A 19,206-nucleotide genomic window follows, 5' to 3' on the forward strand; every position below is an offset into this window, starting at 1 on the left:
GGCTAGTCGTCGGGGGAGTCGTAGCTGGGGTCGACGGACTCGGGGGAGAGGCCGAGCAGGTCGGCGACCTCCTCGACCAGCAGGTCGCGGATCAGGCGGGAGAGTTCCGCCTCGCCCTTAGCGCGGGCCTCGATGGGACGACGGTAGACGACGATGCGGACGGAACGTCCACCCCGCTGGGGGAAGGTCCGGCCGAGCGGGACGGGCCCGGCGAACCCCGGTTCGATCGGCGGGACCTCCTCGACGTCGAACCGCACCCGGGCCAGCTCGCGTTCCCACCGATCGCCGAGCCGTCGCACCTCGTCGTCGACGAGATCCTCGAACTGCTCGGCACGGGTGCGTGAGACCGGCGCCTGCGGGGGTGTCAAGGGACCACGTACACCGCGACCGTGGCGATCGCGGCGCCGTACGCCTGCCACACGGGATCGCACGTCCCAAGCGTACCTCTCCACCCCGTCGGACACCCCTGTGCAGTGTCCGAACGGTAAGAGTTCAGGGTCACACGCTATGTAGTTATTACCCCGGAAATCGCCCGGTAACGGCGACACGTTGCCACAGGTGGTGGCGGAGCCGGTGGGAGGGGGGTACGGTCAGCCAACGTGAGCCCCGTCCGCACCTGCTCTCGTACCGCCTGCAAGGCGCCCGCAGTGTTCACGCTCACGTACGTCTACCGCGACTCCACCGCGGTCCTGGGGCCGCTCGCGACGTACGCGGAGCCGCACTGCTATGACCTGTGCGCGGAGCATTCGGAGCGGCTCACCGCCCCGATGGGATGGGAACTGGTGCGGCTCCCCGTCGAGGAGGAGACCGAGCCGAGCGCCGACGACCTGGAGGCCCTCGCCGACGCCGTCCGGGAGGCCGCCAGACCCGCGCCCGGATCGCCCCACGAGCCCGTCGGCCAGGGCACCGAGGTCGGACGTCGCGGCCATCTGCGGGTGCTCCGCTCCGAACCCGCCGGAACCCAACCCGCCCAGGACTGAACGTCCCGGAGCGGCCGACAGCGGTCGGCGTCGCCGTGTCGTGGCGTCGCGACCGGTCGTGCCCTCCCTTCCCGGTAGGCTCGTGAACCCCCGTTTCTCGGGGTTTCAAGGGCCAGGTTCAGCGGACAGGGAGCAGGAGTGGGCGACCTCGCCAAGATCTTCAAGGCGTACGACATCCGCGGTGTCGTACCGGACGAACTCGACACCGCGACCGCCGAGGCCGCGGGCGCCGCGTTCGTCCGGGTGACCGGGGCGACCGCGATCGTCACCGCCCACGACATGCGGGAGTCGTCGGTGCCGCTGGCCGAGGCGTTCGCCCGGGGCGCGACGTCCCAGGGCGCGGACGTGATCGAGGCCGGGCTCGGCTCCACCGACCTGCTGTACTACGCCAGCGGCAGCCTCGACCTGCCCGGCGCGATGTTCACCGCGAGCCACAACCCCGCCAAGTACAACGGGCTGAAGCTGTGCCGCTCCGGCGCCCGTCCGGTCGGCCGCGACACCGGCCTCACCGAGATCCGCGACCTGATCGAGAAGGGCGTTCCGGCCTACGACGGCAAGCCGGGCACGATCTCGCGGCGCGACGTCCTCAAGGGCTACGCCGACCATCTGAAGACGCTGGTCGACCTGTCGTCGATCCGTCCGCTCAAGGTCGTCGTGGACGCGGGCAACGGCATGGGCGGGCACACCGTCCCGTCCGTCATGGAGGGCCTGCCGATCGACCTGGTGCCGCTGTACTTCGAGCTGGACGGCACCTTCCCCAACCACGAGGCCAACCCGATCGAGCCGGAGAACCTGCGCGACCTCCAGGCGAAGGTCCGTGAGACGGGCGCCGACATCGGGCTCGCCTTCGACGGTGACGCCGACCGCTGCTTCGTCGTCGACGAGCGCGGCGAGATCGTCCCGCCGTCCGCGATCACCGCGCTGGTCGCGACGCGGGAGCTGGCCAAGCATCCCGGGGCCTCGATCGTGCACAACCTGATCACGTCCCGGTCCGTGCCGGAGATCATCGCCGAGCACGGCGGCACGCCGGTCCGCACCCGTGTCGGGCACTCGTTCATCAAGCAGACGATGGCGGAGACGGGCGCGGTGTTCGGCGGCGAGCACTCCGCGCACTTCTACTTCCGCGACTTCTGGTTCGCCGACTCCGGGATGCTCGCCGCCCTGCACGTTCTCGCCGCGCTCGGGCAGCAGGACGGGCCGCTGTCCCGGCTGCTCGGCGAGTACACCCGGTACGTCGCGTCCGGGGAGATCAACAGCGAGGTCGCCGACCAGGCCGCCGCGACCGCCAACGTCCGGGACGCGTTCGCCGGACGCCCCGGGGTCACGATCGACGAGCTGGACGGGCTGACCGTCGGCGACGACGCCGGCGGGTGGTGGTTCAACCTGCGGCCGTCCAACACCGAGCCGCTGCTGCGCCTCAACGCGGAGGCGGGCGACGAGAGCACCATGGCGGCCATCCGCGACGAGGTCCTGGCCCTGGTGCGGGACAAGTGACCGAGAGGGAGAAGTGACGCTGCCATGACCTTGAAGCTCGACTCCTGGCTGCTGGAGATCCTCGCCTGCCCCAACTGCGGCGGCGACCTCCGCGCCGACGACGAGGCCGCCGAGCTGGTGTGCACCGGTTCGTGCCGCTACGCCTACCCGGTCCGCGACGACATTCCCGTCCTGCTGGTCGACGAGGCCAGGACACCCGCTCCGTGAACGGAGGGCTCGACCCTTCACGGCTGGACGGCGCGGCGACGACCGAGGAGGCCGACCCCGGGGGGATGCTGCGGCAGGTCGCGTCGTCGGCGGCACAGGTACGGGAGGCGCAGCGGGCCGCCGCGGAGGCGGGCATCGCCGGTCTCGCCGAGGACGGCAGACCCCGCGCGATCGTCGTCGTCGGCATGGGCGGCTCGGGCATCTCCGGTGACGTCCTCGCCGCCGTTTGCGGGGTGGGCTGCGCCGTCCCGATCACGACCGTGCGCGGCTACCGGCTGCCCGGCTGGGTCGGCGCCGCGGACCTCGTCATCGCCGTGTCCTGCTCCGGGACGACGGAGGAGACCCTGGAGGTCGCCGCGGAGGCGGCCCGCCGGGGATGCAGGCTGCTGTTCGTCGGCGGGTCCGACTCGCCGCTCGCCGACCTGGCCGCCAGAAGCCGCGGCGTCTTCGTGCCGGCGCGTTCGGTGGGGCAGCCGCGTTCGACGCTGTGGGGTCTCACGATCCCGCTGCTCCTCGCGGCGCGGACGCTGGGCCTGGTGGACGTGCCCGACGCCGTCCTGGAGACCACGGCCGAACGGTTGGAGGACGTCGCGTACCGGTGCCGTCCGTCCAGCGAACCGTTCGTCAACCCCGCCAAGCGGATCGCGCTGGACCTCGCCGGTGACGTACCGCTGGTGTGGGGGTCGTCCGCGCTGGCGGCGACGGCCGCGTACCGGATGTGCTGCCAGCTCAACGAGAACGCCAAATACCCGGGCGTGTTCGGTGAGGTCCCCGAGGCCCACCACAACCAGGTGATGGCGTTCGACGGGCATTTCACGGGCCGTGCCGCCGCGCCGTCCGACCCGGACGACTTCTTCCGCGACCGGGTGGACGACCCCGAGCACGGCCTGCATCTCGTCCTCCTGCGTGACGTGGACGAGCATCCGCAGGTGCGCAAGCGGTGCGAGGCGTCCACCGAGGTGGCGCGGGACAGGGGAGTGGCGGTCACCGAACTCGGGGCGGAGGGTGCGCATCCGCTGGAGAGAATCGCGACGCTGATCGCGCTTGCGGACTACGTCACGGTTTACTTGGCTATCGCGCTGGGCGTGGACCCCACCCCGGTGCCTGCCATTCAAGAGCTAAAAGCGAGGATTGCTGAAAGATGAGTGCTGAGGGCGGAACGAAGGCCATCGTCGCCGCGCTGGCCGCCAACCTCGGGATCGCGGTGTCGAAGTTCGTGGCGTTCGTGTTCACGGGTTCGTCGTCGATGCTCGCCGAGTCGATCCACTCGGTGGCGGACTCGGGGAACCAGGGCCTGCTGCTGGTCGGTGGAAAGCGTTCCAGGCGCGCGCGGACGCAGCAGCACCAGTTCGGGTACGGCCGCGAACGCTACTTCTACGCGTTCGTCGTCGCGGTCGTGCTGTTCACCGTCGGTGCGGTGTTCTCGCTGTACGAGGGTTACCACAAGATCTCCCACCCGGAGGAGGTCAAGTCGCCGGCCTGGGCGTTCGGGGTGTTGATCGCCGCGATCCTGATGGAGACGTTCTCGTTCCGCACGGCGATCAAGGAGTCGAACGCGGTCCGCGGAAACCAGTCGTGGTGGGCGTTCATCCGCCGGGCCAAGGCCCCGGAACTGCCGGTCGTGCTGCTGGAGGACCTCGCCGCCCTCGTCGGTCTGTTCCTCGCGTTGTTCGGCGTGACGATGGCCGTCGTCACCGGCGACGGAGTGTGGGACGGCATCGGCACCGTGGCGATCGGTGTGCTGCTCGCCGTGGTCGCGACGATCCTGGCGATCGAGACCAAGAGCCTGCTGATCGGGGAGGGCGTCGCCCCCGAGCACGAGCAGGCGATCGTGGACGCGCTGGAGTCGGTGGACCAGGTCGACCGGCTCATCCACATGCGCACCGAGTACCTCGGTCCGGAGGAACTGCTGATCGCCGCGAAGATCGCCGTGAAGCACGACCACACGGCGGCGGATGTGGCGCGCGGTATCGACGCGGCCGAGGCCAAGATCCGGGCTCAGTTCCCGGAGGCGAAGTTGATCTACCTGGAGCCGGCGCTGGACGAGACGTCCCGGCCGAGCGTTCCCGAGGCGGAGTCGACGAGCCCGGAGGCTCCCGCCTCGTCCTGATCGGACTCGCTCGAACCGGACGCGTTCGAACGGACAGGACGCGTTCGGACCGGATCGGCGAGGGGACCATGGCGTCCATGGGACCCCTCGCCGGGCGACCGCCGTCCGTGCGCCGGCCGACCCCAGCCCAGGCAGGACCGGCGAGTGCCTCCGTAGAGGCGCGTACCACGGCCGTCCGGCGAGGTGCTTCCCATGCCTCCCCGCCCGGACCCCTGAAAACCGGACGGTTCTGGTGTGACCGCGGCAGCGGGCCGAAACCCCTACGCCGGCGCCGCTGCCGTTCGCGGTCACAGGTAAAACACTACGGTCGCGGGGGTCCTTCGCACGTCCCTCTCAAGGAGGGAAAGCGCGTGGTACTCCAGGCGGAGCCGCGCCGTCGTCATACATCCGCACGGGGAGGTGGGCACCCGACTTTGAGGTCAGTATGGAAGGGTGACCTTCGATGACAGGCCTCGGCCAGGACCCGATCCCGCGGGGTTCGGCCCGGCTCTCGCGCGTCACGCGTGGCGGCTGTCCGGCCGGATCGTGGCGGGCGTGGGGCAGCTCCTGCTGTGGATCCTCACCGGCATCGGGACGCTGCTGCGTCCCGTGGCGGCTCGGCTCGTCAGGCGCCTGAACGGCGGCGCGGGCCAGCGCCCCGCCCCCGGTGCGCCGGGAGCCGGTGCGCCCGGGGCCACGGCGCCGCTGCCCCGGTGGCTCAACACCTGGCGCGAGGTCGTCGGCTCCTGGTACTTCGCGCCGCTGACCGGGCTCGCCCTGACCGTCGCCGCCCTCGCCGAGCTGGCACCGCGCGCCGACTCGCCGCTCAGCCTCGCGGGGGGCTTCGCGGTCGCGTCCACGCTTCCGCTCGTGTGGCGCCGGGAGTACCTGCGCCCCGTCGCGGCGATTGTGCTCGGCGCGGTCGCCGCGAACCTCCTCACCGGGCAGTCCCTCCTCGTCACGACCGGGTTCGCGGCGCTGTACACGCTGTACACGCTCGGACGGCACCTGCCGCGCCAGTCGACGGGCGTCCTGGCGTTCGGCAGCGTCGTCACGGTCGCGGTCGTCTACCTGGCGACCTCGTCGCTGGAGGGCGTCCCGTCCCCGGCGTCGTTCATCGCCGTCCTGGGCGCCATCGGCCTCGGTGACGCCCGCCGCGTCGCGGAGTCCGCGAGCCAGACCGAGGCGGCGGCGGCCGAACGCACCAACGAGACCCTCACGCGGCTCACCGCCGTCCAGCGGGAACAGGCGGTCATGCGGGAACGGGCCCGTATCGCCCGCGAGCTCCACGACGTCGTCGCCCACTCCGTCTCCATGATCGCCGTGCAGGCGGAGACCGCGCCGTACACGATGGAGAACCTGTCGCCCGAGGCCCGCGCCGGATACACCGAGATCGCGAAGACGGCCCGGGAGGCGCTGGTGGAGATGCGGCGGCTGCTCAGCGTGCTGCGCGCCGACGCGCAGCCGGAGCCGGACGCGGCCAATTCCCCGCAGCCGCGCCTCGACCGGCTGCCCGACCTGATCGAGCAGCACCGCGGCGCCGGTGGCCGCGTCGACCTCGCCGTCCACGGCGACCCGCGGATCCTGTCCACGACGGTGGAGCTGTCGGCGTACCGGATCGTGCAGGAGGCGCTGACGAACGCGCGGCGGCACGCGCCCGGCGCCGGAGTCCGTGTCGACCTGATGTTCCTGCCGGACCGGTTGGCGGTCCGTGTGCACGACGACGGTGCGTCCGATCCGACGATGGTTCTGAACCGTGAGGACATCGGTTCCCGTACCGCGGTACTGGATCCGGCGGGGCCGACCTCCGTGGACGCCGGACGCACCCGCCTGGAACCGGCGCCCGGTGAGGGGCCGAGTGGTGGTCCGAGTGGTGGGCCGAGTGGGGGACACGGCCTCGTCGGGATGCGGGAACGTGCGACCATGCTGGGCGGGCGGTTCACCGCCGGCCCGGCCGTCCAGGGAGGGTTCCTGGTGGAGGCCGAGCTTCCGCTGACGAGGGAAGGGGATTCCACCCGTGGACACGGTTCCGAGGCGCCTCCCGGCCGCGGCTGACCCCGATGTCTCCGTTTCCGACCGGCCCCGCGGGCGGCAACGGTGATCAACGTGCTGGTCGTCGACGATCAGACGATCGTCCGGGCGGGGTTCGCGGCGCTGCTCGCCGCGCAGGACGACATCACCGTCATCGGCGAGGCCGGGGACGGGCGGGAGGCGGTCCAGATCGCCGAGCGGCGCCGTCCCGACGTCGTCGTCATGGACATCCGGATGCCCGGCATGGACGGCATCGAGGCGACCCGCCGCATCCTGGCGCTGCCCGGCTCGGACAACGTCCGGGTGCTGGTCCTGACGACGTTCGACGTGGACGAGTACGTCTACGAGGCGCTCGCCGTGGGCGCCAGCGGTTTCCTGTTGAAGGACGCGACCGCCGACGAGCTCGTGTCCGCCGTCCGGGTGGTGGCGCGCGGCGACTCGCTTCTCGCCCCGCAGGTCACCGGACGCCTCATCCGCGAGTTCACCAAGCAGCGCCGCACCCGGCCGCGGGCGCCGTCGGAGTTGTCCACGTTGACGGCCCGGGAGACGGAGGTGCTCGTCCTCATCGCGGGCGGGCTGTCCAACGGCGAGATCGCGGCACGTCTCGTCGTCAGCGAGCACACGGTGAAGACGCATGTGGCCAGGGTCTTCACCAAGCTCGGCGTGCGTGACCGCGCGCAGGCCGTGATGCTGGCCTACGAGTCGGGCGTCGTGGTCCCGGGGGAGAACGCCACCGGCTGAGGCGGTCACCGGCGACGGAGGAGGCGCATGGCCTTCTCCTTCTCGAAGTCGAGCGCGCGGGTGGGCGGCGCGGACAGCCGTCCGATACGTTCGCCCAGCTCACGCACGTGCGCTTGGACCTGGGGTTCGGCGAGGACCCGCAGCCCGAACGCCAGCTCGGCCGGGCCGATGTCGTAGCGCTTCTCCAACGCCAGCGCGAGCGCGACGGCCCGCAACTCGGCGTCGCCGAACCGCCGGTGGCCGCCGCCGCGCCGGTTCACGGTCGCCTCCCTGGTGACGGGCAGCAGCCCGAGGGCCTCGCGGTAGCGGAGCATGCGGGGCGAGGTGCCGAGCCGCCGGGCGGCCTCCGTGATGCGCATAGGACGATTCTGACAAATCTGTGGCAGGAAGTCGCTTCCGACCGTGCCCGGACACGGCCTTCGCCCGTAGACTCACGGCGTTGACGCAGGCGCCCACAGGGCGTGAACCCCTGAGATCGACTCTCGCGTACCGACCGCGGACCAAGGAGCAACGAAAGCATGGACTACAAGGTCGCCGACCTTTCGCTCGCCGACTTCGGGCGCCGGGAGATCCGGCTCGCCGAGCACGAGATGCCCGGACTGATGGCGGTACGCGAGGAGTACTCCGCCACCAAGCCCCTGCGCGGCGCCAAGATCATGGGCTCGCTGCACATGACGATCCAGACGGCCGTGCTGATCGAGACGCTGGTCGACCTCGGCGCCGACGTCCGCTGGGTGTCCTGCAACATCTTCTCCACCCAGGACCACGCGGCCGCGGCGGTCGTCGTCGGCAGGGACGGCACGCAGGACGACCCGAAGGGCGTCCCGGTGTTCGCGTGGAAGGGCGAGACCCTCGAAGAGTACTGGTGGTGCACGGACCAGGCCCTCCAGTGGCCGGACGGCACCGGCCCGAACATGATCCTGGACGACGGCGGCGACGCGACCCTCCTCGTCCACAAGGGCGCCGAGTACGAGAAGGCGGGCGCCGTCCCGACCGCGTCCGAGGACGACCCGCACGAGTGGAGCATCATTCTCGACACGCTCCGCCGCACCATCGCCGACAGGCCGGGCCGCTGGACGGAGACCGCCGCCGGGATCAAGGGCGTCACCGAGGAGACCACGACCGGCGTCCACCGCCTGTACGAGATGGCGAAGGAGGGCACCCTCCAGTTCCCGGCCATCAACGTCAACGACTCGGTCACCAAGTCGAAGTTCGACAACAAGTACGGCTGCCGCCACAGCGTCATCGACGGCCTGAACCGCGCCACCGACGTCCTCATCGGCGGCAAGGTCGCGGTCGTCTGCGGCTACGGCGACGTCGGCAAGGGCTGCGCGGACGCCCTGCGCGGCCAGGGCGCACGCGTGATCGTCACCGAGATCGACCCGATCTGCGCGCTCCAGGCGGCGATGGACGGCTTCCAGGTCACCACCCTGGAGGACGTCGTGGAGACCGCCGACATCTTCGTCACCACGACCGGCAACTTCAACATCATCACGGCCGACCACATGAGCCGGATGAAGCACCAGGCGATCGTGTCCAACATCGGGCACTTCGACAACGAGATCGACATGGCCGGGCTCGCCAAGCTCCCCGGCATCGAGAAGATCGAGATCAAGCCGCAGGTGCACGAGTGGCGGTTCGCCGACGGCCACTCCATCATCGTCCTCGCCGAGGGCCGCCTCATGAACCTGGGCTGCGCCACCGGCCACCCGTCGTTCGTGATGTCCAACTCCTTCACCAACCAGGTCATCGCGCAGATCGAGCTGTACACCAAGACCGAGGAGTACCCGCTCGGCGTGTACGTCCTGCCGAAGCACCTGGACGAGAAGGTCGCCCGCCTCCACCTCGACGCCCTCGGCGTCAAGCTCACCGAACTCACCAAGGAGCAGGCCGCCTACATCGGCGTAGACGTCGAAGGCCCCTACAAGCCAGACCACTATCGGTATTGAGTTCATTGCGTTTCTCTCCTTCCTCGAACGCTGAGCGTTCGAGGAAGGAGAGAAACGCGGTGCCGTGGGGCACGAGGGCGGCTCGGTGCGCAAGCGCCCGTGGAGACCGTCGCCCGAGGGCTCCGAGTGATCTACCGGTGCCCGGGAATGCCATACGCGCGATTGCCGTCCTCAACCACCGCCGCAACCACGCGACTACCTTGACCACTGCGATCGCGTCCGGAGGCTTGGCCGGGGGCTGAGGCACGAGCGAAGCGAGAACCTGATCGCGCAGCGAGCCGCCAGGCGAGTCGGAGCGATGCCGGCGATCGCCCGCAGTTCACGACGATGGAGGGCCCACCGGGCCCGAAGGAGGAGTGCACTGCAATAAATACCTAGGGAACCATGAGCGATATCGCGGACGTTTCGTTGGCGTATGAGGGTGTCAAGCGGATCGAGTGGGCCGATCGGAGCATGCCCGTACTGCGGCAGATCCGGGAGCGGTTCGCGGAGGAGCGTCCGCTGGACGGTCTGAAGGTGGCGGCGTGCATGCATGTCACGACCGAGACGGCCGGGCTCATCCGTACGCTTCAGGCGGGCGGGGCGAGTGTCGCGCTCGCGGCGTCCAATCCGCTCTCCACGCAGGACGACACGGCGGCGGCGCTCGTCCAGGAGTACGGCGCGGAGGTGTTCGCCCGTGCCGGTACCGACCGTGAGGGGTACTACGCCCATATTCACCGGGCGTTGGAGACCGGGCCCGACATCGTCCTGGACGACGGGTGCGACCTGGTCAACACGCTGCACATCGACCGCAAGGACCTCCTGGACACGGTCAAGGCGGGGTGCGAGCAGACGACGACGGGTGTCATCCGGCTGCATCAGATGGCGCTTGAGGGGGCGTTGCGCTTTCCGGTGGTCGCGGTGAACGACACCGATACGAAGCACATGTTCGACAACCGCTACGGCACGGGCCAGTCGACATTGGACGGGATCGTCCGCGCGACCAACACGCTTCTGGCGGGGAAGACGGTCGTCATCGCGGGCTTCGGTTACTGCGGCCGGGGTCTCGCCGAACGGGCCCGTGGGCTTGGGGCGCGTGTCGTCATCACCGAGATCGACCCCGTGAAGGCCCTGGACGCGGCGTTGCAGGGGTTCGCGGTTCGGCCCATGGCGGAGGCGGCCGTGGAAGGTGACGTGTTCATCACGGTCACCGGTAATCGCGATGTCGTGAACGGTGAGCATCTCGCCGTCATGAAGGACGGCGCGATTCTCGCGAACTCGGGGCATTTCGATGTCGAGATCGATGTCCGGGCGTTGAGCGAGATGGCCGTCGAGGTCCATCACGGGGTTCGTCCGCAGGCGGACGAGTATGTCATGGCCGACGGCCGCCGGCTCGTGCTGCTCGCCGAGGGGCGGCTGGTCAACCTGGCCGCGGCGGAGGGGCACCCGGCCGCGGTCATGGACATGTCGTTCGCCGACCAGGCCCTGACGTGCGCGTGGCTGGCGACCGCGCACGAGACCCTGGCCCCGGCCGTCCACGACGTGCCGAAGGAGATCGACACGGAGGTGGCGCGGCTGAAGCTGGCGTCGATGTCGATCTCCATCGACCGGCTCACCGCGGGCCAGGAGGACTACCTGCACTCCTGGCGGATCGGGTCCTGAACCGTGCCGTCCGGGACGTACCTGCACGTGGACGAGGGGCTGGAGGAGCGGTTCCAGTGCGCGCCCGGTCCCGGAGGGTGGCGTTACACGTCCAACCGTCCGGACGAGGTTCGGGTCGATCTGGTCGTGGACGCGCGCTGGCGCCAGATCCGCGTCGAGGTGGTCACCTCGACCTGGTGGGTGCGGGGCGGTGTCACCGGCGTGGAGGTCGCGTGGGTGCGCGCCGCCGGAGAGACCGGCACCGAACACGCGGAACGGGCGTCCGGCTTTCTAGTTGATTCGCCCGGGTTCCTCGTCGCCGTGGCCCGCTCTCTGGGGCTGGACGACGGCGCGCAGACCGATGTTCGTCTCGTCCGGTTGAGTGGTCCTTCTTTGGCGCCGCTCACCACGCTCTGGCGGTGGCGGCGGGCTGGAACGTCCACCTACGAGACGGAGACCGAGCCGCTGCCCGTCGCGCAGTACGAGGTCACGGATCTGTCGACGGGTGAGGTCGAGACCGTGCACCTCGCGGGGGACGTCGTCCTGGCGGCCCCCGGAATCGAGTTGGTCGCCCTGGAGTCCCCACCGAACCTGCCCGGCTAGCAACCTCGGTGGGGACTCCGGGTGGTCAGCGACGGGCCGCGGCGAACGCCACCACGACGTGCTGGCCTTGGGCGACGGGGACGACCGACGAGGTGAGCCAACCCGGGACGGCGACATGCGTGCCGGGCACGGGCCGGACCATCAGATGGCGTCCCCACGGCCGTCCGGGCAGGGGCGTCAACGGTGACCCGGTTCGCGGGTCGGCGAAGGTGAGGGCGCCCGCCTCGGTGCGCGCCGGGGCCGGATGGGCGCCCAGCACCCACCACGCGACCATGTCGGCGGGATGGCCGGTGGCGGGCAGGGCGTAGCCGTGCCGCCAGATCTGCACGTCGATGTCGATGTGGTCGATCGTGGGCGCGACGTCGGGGTCCAGGGCGGCGGCCAGTTCCTCGAACGACACCCGGAAGTGCGCGGTCGCGGCGTCCAGATCGGTGATGATCTCGTCGGACGGCACGGTTCGCAGCGCGGGCCCCTCGGCGCCGATGTCGGCGACTGACGGGGACAGCAGCCCGGCCGGGTCGAGGGTGGCGAACGCGACGGGCGTCCCCCAGTGCTGCCGTACGGCCGGGCAGGCGTTGCCGCAGCTCTGCCGGGCACGGCTGGAGGACGGGACCGGGGTGGGGGCCGGGGCTGGGGCGGGGGTGGTGAGCGTCATGACGTCCGGCTCCAGTGTCCGTGGTAGGTGATGTTCCAGGCGATCGCGATCCGCAGCCGGGAGTCGGCGGCGGTCGCCTTCATCCAGTGGGCCTGCCAGCCCGGGAAGGCGATCATCCGGCCGGGGACCGGGGAGAACCGGACCGCTCCAGACGAGGTGGGCCGGTCCAGTGCGGCCGGGCGCGGGTCGAGCAGGTACAGATGACCCGCGTCGGTGTCGTCGACGGGGTCCGCGGCGATGGAGAGCAGCCCCGACCAGGCCGAGTCGTGGCGGGTGTGCGGGCGCGGGAACTCCCCGGGGCCGCAGACCACCGCCCACGCCTCAGTGTGGACGTCCCGGTCGTCGATCTCGTCGGCGGTCTCGCCGAGCACCGCGTGGGCCAGCGCGTCTCCCGCGATGCCGATCTGCTGCCGCAGCCAGTCGACCGAGGGGTGGTCCCAGGACAGCAGGCTCTGGGACGACCTGATCACGGTGGCGCGGCCGGACTCCGCCGCGGCCCGCCGGTCGGCCTCGTCCGCGGTCCGCACGAGCCTCCGCAGATGCGGGAGATGCTCGGCGGCGCCGCTGCAGTCGGCCTGGTACACGGGTGTTCGCCACATTTCCAGGACGAGGCGTTCCGGTGGGGGCGTGATGTCGGCGTCGGCCGGTCCGACCGTGTCGTCGGTGGTGCGGGTCTGGGTCTTGGTCACGAGCGCGCTCCTTCTCGGTGGGTTTCTGCCGCCGGACTCGACGTCCGGCGCTCGGGCGGCCGAAGATGTGCTCCGCCCCCTGTCCGAAGGGCTGCGACAGCCCCCCATGCGTACGCGCTGTGCCGCAGGCCCGGTCGGGCGGGTCCGGGGACGGGCGTCCCCGGACCCGCCGGTCGGTTGGGGGATTACACGGGCTCGGTGAAGTCCTCACCGGGCGCGGCGGTGAGACGTTGCAGGTAGTTGTGCTCGCCCAGGGAGTCGATGAGGCTGAGTTCGGTCTCCAGGTAGTCGACGTGCTCTTCCTCGTCCGCGAGAATGTCCTCGAAGATCCGGGCGGAGGTGACGTCGCCGCGCGAGCGCATCAGCTCGATGCCGGGCCGCAGCCGGGCCACGGTCTCCAACTCCAGGGCGAGGTCGGCCCGGAGCTGCTCGGGCACGTTCTGCCCGATCCGCAGGGCGTTGAGTTTCTGGTAGTTCGGCATTCCCTCCAGGAAAAGGATCCGTTCGGTGAGCCGCTCGGCGTGCTTCATCTCGTCGATGGATTCCGAGCGGGTGTGCTTGGCGAGCCGCACATAGCCCCAGTCCTGCTGCATCTTGGCGTGCAGGAAGAACTGGTTGATCGCCGTCAGTTCCGCGGTGAGCTGCTCGTTGAGCAGCCCGATGATCTCTCTGTCACCGTCCATGCGCACATGCTTACATCTCTGGCACGGACCGGACAGACTAGAAAATTCGAGTTGAACATTCCCATCGCGGCGAACCCGTGCCCGGGGCTGCGGCGACGTCGCGGCGAGCGCCCCGCCGGGACGACGAGAATGATGTCGGCTGAGATTCTCAATTAATGGATCCCTCGCCATTGTAAAGCCGCTGTAGAGGGCATGTTCCCAGGTCAGAGGATCTGTGTTGAGGCGTGCTCTGGTCGATAAGTAAGCGCGTCTTCTGTGTGGAAGGCAGTTCGGTCTGTAAGTGAACGCCAATCCGAGAGCAATTATTAAGGCTAGGCTCGCCTAATTAAGGATAGGCTATCCTAATGCGCGAAAAACTGTTCTTGTGGCCGCTGGGTCAGGGGTGTCGGGAGCGCATCCGGCCGGTCGTCGACGGCTTCTAAGAAGATCGCAATTAATATGATCGAATACTTGACTTGGTGACGGCGCGCATGATCCGAACGTCCGTCGGGAGAAGGAAAGGAGCCGCGGCCGGACCCGTCGGCCCGTAAACCGTCAGTGGGCGGGCGGATAGGGGCCCTGGGCGGGCGGCGGAGGCGTGTTCAGCACATGCTGATACGGCCCAGCGCCATAGTTGGACGGCGGCAGGAACTGCGGACGCCCCGGCCCGGCCGGGCTGAACGGCGGCGGCGCCGGAGGGCCCTGGCGGGGCGGTCCGGACGGCGCGGCCCCGGCCATCGCCGGAGCCGCGGCCGTGGCCGGCGCCCAGGACGTCCAGCCGAGGCGCTGCATACGGCGGGCGCGGCGCTGGGCGAGCCGCCACTCCTCACGGTGGCGCCGCTCGGCGAGGACCGCCGACAGCAGGATCTCCGGACGCACCCCCGGCGGCGGAGGCGGGCTCACCACCGCCACGACCTGCGACGCGATCCGCTGCCCGAGCGAGTCACGGACCTCCGGCAGCAGCTCCCAGAAACGCGACAGGTACTGCCGGGCCGTCATCGCCAGCTCGTCCGACAGCATCGACAGCTCCAGCGAACGCGCCCACCAGGCGAGCTGCGGCGGCATCACGGCGACCGGACCGTGGAACGCCGACGCCGGAACCCGCTCCTGGATGACGATCGTCCCGGCGAACAGGTCGCCGAGCCGCTTGCCGCGCCGGTTGCAGAACGAGGTGATCAGCGCGGGGGAGCCGTAGAACGTCCAGAACTCGATGAAGCCCGCCAGCGCGCGCACCAGCGCCTGCCGGAACCTGACGGGCCCGCCGTCGTCGGCGACGACCCGCAGCCCCAGGGCCATCTTGCCGAGCGTCCGTCCCCGCGTCAGCGTCTCCATCAGGCACGGATACCCGACCAGGACGGTGACGACGGCGAGAAGCGACAACCCGATCGTCCACGCCTCGTCGGCGACGAGCGACGTCATCGCCGTGAAGTAGATCGCGATGTTGAGCAGCACCATCTGGAGGAGCAGGTCGAGAAGGATGGCACAGCCACGGCTGGCCAGGCGCGCGACCCTGATGTCGAGCGCGACGGCCTCGCCGGTGACGAGTTCGGCCATGGCCTGATCCTCCAAGTGGTCGGGTGCGGTCCATTTTGCCGGTTCGGCGGGCCGAGGCGTTAGTCTCCCTGGGTGGACGTCGACGCCTATGTGGCCGCGCACAACGCCGACTGGCAGCGCCTCGAGTGGCTCATCAACCGCGGCCGCAGGCTGACCGGCGCGGAAGCCGACGAACTGGTCGAGCTTTACCAGCGGACGGCCACGCATCTGTCGGTCGTCCGGTCCAGCTCACCCGACCCCCAGCTGGTGGGTCGGCTGTCGTCGCTCGTGGCACGCGCCAGGGCGAAGGTGGCCGGTGCGCAGGCGCCGTTGTGGCGGGACGTCACCCGCTTCGCGACCGTGTCCTTCCCGGCCGCCGCGTACCGGATGCGATGGTGGTGGCTCGGCAGCGCCGTCCTCGGCAACCTGCTGTCGATCGCGCTGGCGATCTGGATCGTGCAGAGCCCCGAGGTGCAGGCGAGCATCGCCCCACCGGACGAGATCCGTGAACTCGTCGAACACGACTTCGCGAACTACTACACCGAGCACTCGGCGTCGTCGTTCGCGTTCCAGGTGTGGGTGAACAACGCCTGGGTGTCGGCGGTCGCGCTGATGTTCGGCATCATGCTCGGCATCCCCACCATCTACGTGCTGCTGCTCAACCAGGTCAACCTCGGCCTGATCGGCGGGCTGATGTTCGCCTACGGCAAGGGCGACGTGTTCTTCGGGCTGATCCTGCCGCACGGGCTGCTGGAACTCACCGCCGTCTACCTGGCGTGCGCGGGCGGCCTCAAACTCGGCTGGACGATCGTCGACCCCGGCCGGCGCCGCCGCGGCCAGGCCCTCGCCGAGGAGGGCCGTGCCGCCGTCAGCATCGCCATCGGCCTCATCGCCGTCCTGCTGGTGTCCGGCCTCATCGAGGGCTTCGTCACCGGCTGGGTGCACACCACCTGGCTGCGCATCGGCATCGGTGTCGTCGCCGAGGTCGCGTTCCTCGCCTACGTGATCGTCCTCGGTCGCCGCGCCACCCGGCAGGGCGAGACCGGCGACGCCGACCTCCGCCCCGACCTCGCCCCCGTCTCCGGCTGAATTCATTGAATCCCGGCCCTGACCGGGATTGTGCGAGCGCTGCATCGCTTCGCGATCTGGTCGAGGCGGCTCGCCTTCGGCGTCACCTCCTCGACCAGGTGACGCGCTCGCGCGGTGGGCTGCTGCACCCCGAGGCCCAGGAACGAGATCGCGGCGACCAGAAGGATCTCCTCGCCGACATCGAATGTCGCCATCACCAGCATCGGCCCGCTCCGTGGATCGGAGTTCGTGCTGATGGCCCTGCTGCGGGGGCGTCCGCGCCGCGAACGCTGCTGCGCGGCCTCGCACGTGGCCGAGCTTCCGTCCGGGTGGCCGCGGTCGCCGCCGTCACGGGCACCACCGGGGAGGACGCCGGGATCGGCTCGGCAGTGTTCACGTCCGTCCAGCAGATCGGCGGTGCGTGCGGAGTGGCGGTCCTTGTCGGACTCGTCACCCGCCGCCGCGACGCCCTGACCGGGCTCGACGGACCCGCCCGCGCGCCGCGACGGAGGGATGCTCCCTGGCCCTCGTCGCCGCCGCCCTCATCCTGCCTCTGGGCCCGGTGCTCATCACCCTCGTCCTGCCGGGGGCTACAGGCGGCCGGCGGCCTTGAGGGAGAGGTAGGCGTCGGCGAGGGCGGGGGCGATCTCGTCGGGGGGCGCGTCCACGACCTCGACGCCGTGTCCGCGGAGTTCTGCGGTGAGGCGGCGGCGTTCGGCGCGGGCGCGTTCGGCGGCGGCGGCGTCGTAGACGGAGGCGAGGTCGCCGCGGGCGGCGGCCATCTCGCCGACGCGTGGGTCGGACACCGCGGCGATCATGACGAGGTGGCGGGCGGTGAGCTGCGGCAGCAGCGGCAGCAGGCCCTCCTCGATCGCGGCCGTGTTCAGCTCGGTGAGCAGGACGACCAGGCACCGCTGCCGGACGCGGGCCATCAGCGTCGACACCATCCCCGCGGCGTCGCACTCGATCAGCTCGGGTTCCAGCGGCGCCATGGCGTGGACCATCGCGGGCAGCAGGTCCGTCCGGGACGCGCCCTCGACCCGGGCGCGGACGCGCCGGTCGTAGGCGAGTAGGTCGACACGGTCACCGGCGCGGGACGCGAGGGCGCCGAGGAGCATCGCCGCGTCCATCGAGCAGTCCAGCCTGGGGATGTCGCCGACGCGGCCCGCGGATGTGCGGCCCGTGTCGAGGACGAGGTAGATGCGCCGGTCGCGTTCGGGGCGCCAGGTACGGACGACGATGTCGTTACGGCGGGCGGTGGCCCGCCAGTCGATGGAACGGACGTCGTCGCCGTCCACGTATTCGCGCAGCGAGTCGAACTCGGTGCCCTGCCCGCGGATGAGGGCGACGTGGGCGCCGGTGAGTTCGCGGAGGCGCGCCAGCTTGGCGGGAAGGTGGCGGCGGGACGGGAACGCCGGGAGCGCGCGCACCGTCCAGGGCGCGGCCCGCGAGAGTTGCCGCGCGGCGAGCCCCAGCGGCCCCACGGAGCGGACGACGACGGTGACGGCCGTCCGGTCGCCCCGGCGGGTCGGTGTGAGCGTCATCTCCACGCGGCGGCGCTCACCGGCGGGGACGTCCACCCGGACGGTGCGCGGGGTCGCTCCGGCGCTCGGCGGCCACACGTCCCGCAGCCGGGCCTTGAGCCGGCGGCGGCCGAGGTTCTCCACGATCAGCGTCACGTTCGCCGTCTCGCCGAGCCGGACGTTCGTGTCGCCGGAACGGTGGAAACGCAGGGCGCGCACGTTCCCGGCGAGGGCGAGATCGGCGAGGACGCCGAGCAGCAGGACCCCCCAGACGGCGAACAGCGTCCACCAGCTCGGCGCGAACAGCGGGATCACCGCGCCGAGCAGCGCCAGCAGGCCGAGACGTCCCGTCAGTGCCATGTCGCGGGGCCGTTCAGCGCGGAGCCGGGACGTGGGCGAGGATGCCCTCCAGCACGCCGTCGGCCGTCGCGCCCTCCAACTCCGCCTCCGGGCGGAGCTGGACGCGGTGCCGCAGCGTCGGGCGGGCCAGCGCCTTCACATCGTCCGGTGTGACGTAGTCGCGGCCCGACAGCCACGCCCACGCGCGGGACGTCGCCAGCAGCGCCGTCGCGCCTCGGGGTGACACGCCGAGCTGGAGGGACGGCGACTGACGCGTCGCCCGGCACAGGTCCACGACGTAGGCGGCGACCTTCGGGTCGAGATGGACGGCCCTGACCGCGGCGCGTCCGGCGGCCAGTTCGTCGGCGCCCGCGACCGGCTGCACCGCCGACAGGTCACGCGGGTCGAACCCGGCCGCGTGCCGCTGCAACATGGAGATCTCCTCGTCCCGTGTGGGGACGGGCACGGTCAGCTTGACCAGGAACCGGTCGAGCTGGGCCTCCGGCAGGGGATAGGTGCCCTCGTACTCGATCGGGTTCTGCGTCGCGCACACCACGAACGGGTCGGGCAGCGGACGCGCGGAGCCCTCCACGGAGACCTGCCGTTCCTCCATGGCCTCCAGCAGGGACGCCTGCGTCTTCGGCGGTGTCCGGTTGATCTCGTCGGCGAGGAGGAGGTTGGTGAAGACGGGACCCTCGCGGAAGTCGAACTCCGACGTCCGGTTGTCGTACACGAGCGACCCGGTCACGTCGCCGGGCATCAGGTCGGGGGTGAACTGGACGCGTTTGAAGTCGAGGTCGAGGGCCCGCGACAGCGTCTTGATGAGCAGCGTCTTCGCTGTACCTGGGACGCCTTCCAGCAGCACATGACCACGGCAGAGCAACGCGATGACCAGACCGGTGACCACGGAGTCCTGACCGACGACGGTCTTGGCGACCTCGCCGCGCAGCGCCGTCAGCGCCGCGCGGGCGGTGTCGGCCTGCCGCCGCGCCTCCTCGGACAGCGCGCCCGGCGGAGTGTCGC

Annotated in this window: 20 protein-coding genes; 11 read left to right on the top strand and 9 right to left on the bottom strand. The window is 70.7% G+C overall.

All coding sequences use genetic code 11. The features are described from left to right. Positions 1–2: 2 nt before the first annotated feature. Positions 3–419 (bottom strand): metallopeptidase family protein, encoded by a 417-nt coding sequence (locus tag BZB76_RS08555; RefSeq protein WP_121433761.1) that lies wholly within the window; start codon positions 417–419, stop codon positions 3–5. 180 nt (positions 420–599) lie between these two features. Between BZB76_RS08555 and BZB76_RS08560 the strand changes: the two genes are divergently transcribed. The 7 genes from BZB76_RS08560 (at position 600) to BZB76_RS08590 (ending at position 7,542) form a co-directional block, all read left to right on the top strand. Further along, on the top strand, positions 600–980 hold the full coding sequence (locus BZB76_RS08560; protein ID WP_117398712.1) for a DUF3499 domain-containing protein: 381 nt from the start codon (positions 600–602) through the stop codon (positions 978–980). A gap of 138 nt (positions 981–1,118) precedes the next feature. Further along, complete coding sequence (locus BZB76_RS08565; RefSeq protein WP_121433762.1) at positions 1,119–2,474, top strand: phosphomannomutase/phosphoglucomutase; 1,356 nt, start codon at positions 1,119–1,121, stop codon at positions 2,472–2,474. Positions 2,475–2,498: 24 nt separating this feature from the next. Then, entirely contained in the window at positions 2,499–2,681 is a 183-nt protein-coding gene (locus BZB76_RS08570) for a Trm112 family protein (protein WP_121433763.1), read from the top strand. Beyond that, on the top strand, positions 2,678–3,826 hold the full coding sequence (locus BZB76_RS08575) for a bifunctional phosphoglucose/phosphomannose isomerase (protein ID WP_121433764.1): 1,149 nt from the start codon (positions 2,678–2,680) through the stop codon (positions 3,824–3,826). The genes BZB76_RS08570 and BZB76_RS08575 overlap by 4 nt, the downstream gene beginning before the upstream one ends. Then, positions 3,823–4,791, top strand: coding sequence for a cation diffusion facilitator family transporter (locus tag BZB76_RS08580; RefSeq protein WP_121433765.1), 969 nt, complete (start codon positions 3,823–3,825; stop codon positions 4,789–4,791). The genes BZB76_RS08575 and BZB76_RS08580 overlap by 4 nt, the downstream gene beginning before the upstream one ends. Before the next feature lie 432 nt (positions 4,792–5,223). Further along, positions 5,224–6,825, top strand: a complete 1,602-nt coding sequence (locus BZB76_RS35775; RefSeq protein ID WP_246006830.1) for a sensor histidine kinase — start codon at positions 5,224–5,226, stop codon at positions 6,823–6,825. A gap of 42 nt (positions 6,826–6,867) precedes the next feature. Next, positions 6,868–7,542 carry a response regulator transcription factor gene (locus tag BZB76_RS08590; RefSeq protein WP_121433766.1) on the top strand — a complete coding sequence of 225 codons (675 nt, stop codon included), beginning with the start codon at positions 6,868–6,870 and terminating at the stop codon, positions 7,540–7,542. 5 nt (positions 7,543–7,547) lie between these two features. On the opposite strand, the gene BZB76_RS08595 is transcribed toward BZB76_RS08590, so the two are convergent. Then, entirely contained in the window at positions 7,548–7,901 is a 354-nt protein-coding gene (locus BZB76_RS08595) for a MerR family transcriptional regulator (RefSeq protein ID WP_121433767.1), read from the bottom strand. Positions 7,902–8,060: 159 nt separating this feature from the next. On the opposite strand from BZB76_RS08595, the gene ahcY (BZB76_RS08600) reads away from it, so the two are divergent. The 3 genes from ahcY (BZB76_RS08600) (at position 8,061) to BZB76_RS08610 (ending at position 11,714) form a co-directional block, all read left to right on the top strand. Then, positions 8,061–9,491 (top strand): adenosylhomocysteinase, encoded by a 1,431-nt coding sequence (ahcY, locus tag BZB76_RS08600; protein ID WP_121433768.1) that lies wholly within the window; start codon positions 8,061–8,063, stop codon positions 9,489–9,491. Positions 9,492–9,875: 384 nt separating this feature from the next. After that, complete coding sequence (gene ahcY, locus BZB76_RS08605; RefSeq protein ID WP_121433769.1) at positions 9,876–11,132, top strand: adenosylhomocysteinase; 1,257 nt, start codon at positions 9,876–9,878, stop codon at positions 11,130–11,132. Between the two features lie 3 nt (positions 11,133–11,135). Further along, positions 11,136–11,714, top strand: coding sequence for a hypothetical protein (locus BZB76_RS08610; RefSeq protein ID WP_121433770.1), 579 nt, complete (start codon positions 11,136–11,138; stop codon positions 11,712–11,714). 25 nt (positions 11,715–11,739) lie between these two features. Here the strand turns inward: BZB76_RS08610 and BZB76_RS08615 are convergent, their stop codons facing one another. The 4 genes from BZB76_RS08615 to BZB76_RS08630 all read right to left on the bottom strand — a co-directional run bounded on the left by BZB76_RS08615 (position 11,740) and on the right by BZB76_RS08630 (position 15,274). Next, positions 11,740–12,369 carry a hypothetical protein gene (locus BZB76_RS08615; protein WP_121433771.1) on the bottom strand — a complete coding sequence of 210 codons (630 nt, stop codon included), beginning with the start codon at positions 12,367–12,369 and terminating at the stop codon, positions 11,740–11,742. Continuing rightward, the gene (locus BZB76_RS08620) at positions 12,366–13,058 is read right to left on the bottom strand and encodes a putative 2OG-Fe(II) oxygenase (protein ID WP_170180551.1); all 693 of its coding nucleotides are present in this window, start codon (positions 13,056–13,058) and stop codon (positions 12,366–12,368) included. The genes BZB76_RS08615 and BZB76_RS08620 overlap by 4 nt, the downstream gene beginning before the upstream one ends. Before the next feature lie 185 nt (positions 13,059–13,243). After that, positions 13,244–13,741, bottom strand: a complete 498-nt coding sequence (gene bfr / locus BZB76_RS08625; RefSeq protein WP_121433773.1) for a bacterioferritin — start codon at positions 13,739–13,741, stop codon at positions 13,244–13,246. A gap of 534 nt (positions 13,742–14,275) precedes the next feature. Then, positions 14,276–15,274 (bottom strand): RDD family protein, encoded by a 999-nt coding sequence (locus tag BZB76_RS08630; protein WP_121433774.1) that lies wholly within the window; start codon positions 15,272–15,274, stop codon positions 14,276–14,278. 72 nt (positions 15,275–15,346) lie between these two features. Here BZB76_RS08630 and BZB76_RS08635 point away from each other — a divergent pair, with 72 nt between their 5' ends. Then, positions 15,347–16,342, top strand: coding sequence for a stage II sporulation protein M (locus BZB76_RS08635; RefSeq protein WP_121433775.1), 996 nt, complete (start codon positions 15,347–15,349; stop codon positions 16,340–16,342). 2 nt (positions 16,343–16,344) lie between these two features. On the opposite strand, the gene BZB76_RS08640 is transcribed toward BZB76_RS08635, so the two are convergent. The 3 genes from BZB76_RS08640 to BZB76_RS08650 form a co-directional block, all read right to left on the bottom strand. After that, entirely contained in the window at positions 16,345–16,545 is a 201-nt protein-coding gene (locus BZB76_RS08640; protein WP_121433776.1) for a hypothetical protein, read from the bottom strand. Positions 16,546–16,911: 366 nt separating this feature from the next. Further along, the gene (locus BZB76_RS08645) at positions 16,912–18,204 is read right to left on the bottom strand and encodes a DUF58 domain-containing protein (protein WP_121433777.1); all 1,293 of its coding nucleotides are present in this window, start codon (positions 18,202–18,204) and stop codon (positions 16,912–16,914) included. A gap of 13 nt (positions 18,205–18,217) precedes the next feature. Next, positions 18,218–19,186 carry an AAA family ATPase gene (locus BZB76_RS08650; protein WP_246006918.1) on the bottom strand — a complete coding sequence of 323 codons (969 nt, stop codon included), beginning with the start codon at positions 19,184–19,186 and terminating at the stop codon, positions 18,218–18,220. Positions 19,187–19,206: the final 20 nt, after the last annotated feature.

Source organism: Actinomadura pelletieri DSM 43383 (assembly GCF_003634705.1).
In the GTDB taxonomy this organism is placed as follows: domain Bacteria; phylum Actinomycetota; class Actinomycetes; order Streptosporangiales; family Streptosporangiaceae; genus Spirillospora; species Spirillospora pelletieri.

Coding starts and splice junctions, on each gene's coding strand:
- BZB76_RS08630 (WP_121433774.1), bottom strand. CDS start 15,274: ATGGCCGAACTCGTCACCGGCGAGGCCGTCGCGCTCGACATCAGGGTC.
- BZB76_RS08580 (WP_121433765.1), top strand. CDS start 3,823: ATGAGTGCTGAGGGCGGAACGAAGGCCATCGTCGCCGCGCTGGCCGCC.
- BZB76_RS08595 (WP_121433767.1), bottom strand. CDS start 7,901: ATGCGCATCACGGAGGCCGCCCGGCGGCTCGGCACCTCGCCCCGCATG.
- BZB76_RS08570 (WP_121433763.1), top strand. CDS start 2,499: ATGACCTTGAAGCTCGACTCCTGGCTGCTGGAGATCCTCGCCTGCCCC.
- ahcY (WP_121433769.1), top strand. CDS start 9,876: ATGAGCGATATCGCGGACGTTTCGTTGGCGTATGAGGGTGTCAAGCGG.
- bfr (WP_121433773.1), bottom strand. CDS start 13,741: ATGGACGGTGACAGAGAGATCATCGGGCTGCTCAACGAGCAGCTCACC.
- BZB76_RS08645 (WP_121433777.1), bottom strand. CDS start 18,204: ATGGCACTGACGGGACGTCTCGGCCTGCTGGCGCTGCTCGGCGCGGTG.
- BZB76_RS08640 (WP_121433776.1), bottom strand. CDS start 16,545: ATGCTGGTGATGGCGACATTCGATGTCGGCGAGGAGATCCTTCTGGTC.
- BZB76_RS08615 (WP_121433771.1), bottom strand. CDS start 12,369: ATGACGCTCACCACCCCCGCCCCAGCCCCGGCCCCCACCCCGGTCCCG.
- ahcY (WP_121433768.1), top strand. CDS start 8,061: ATGGACTACAAGGTCGCCGACCTTTCGCTCGCCGACTTCGGGCGCCGG.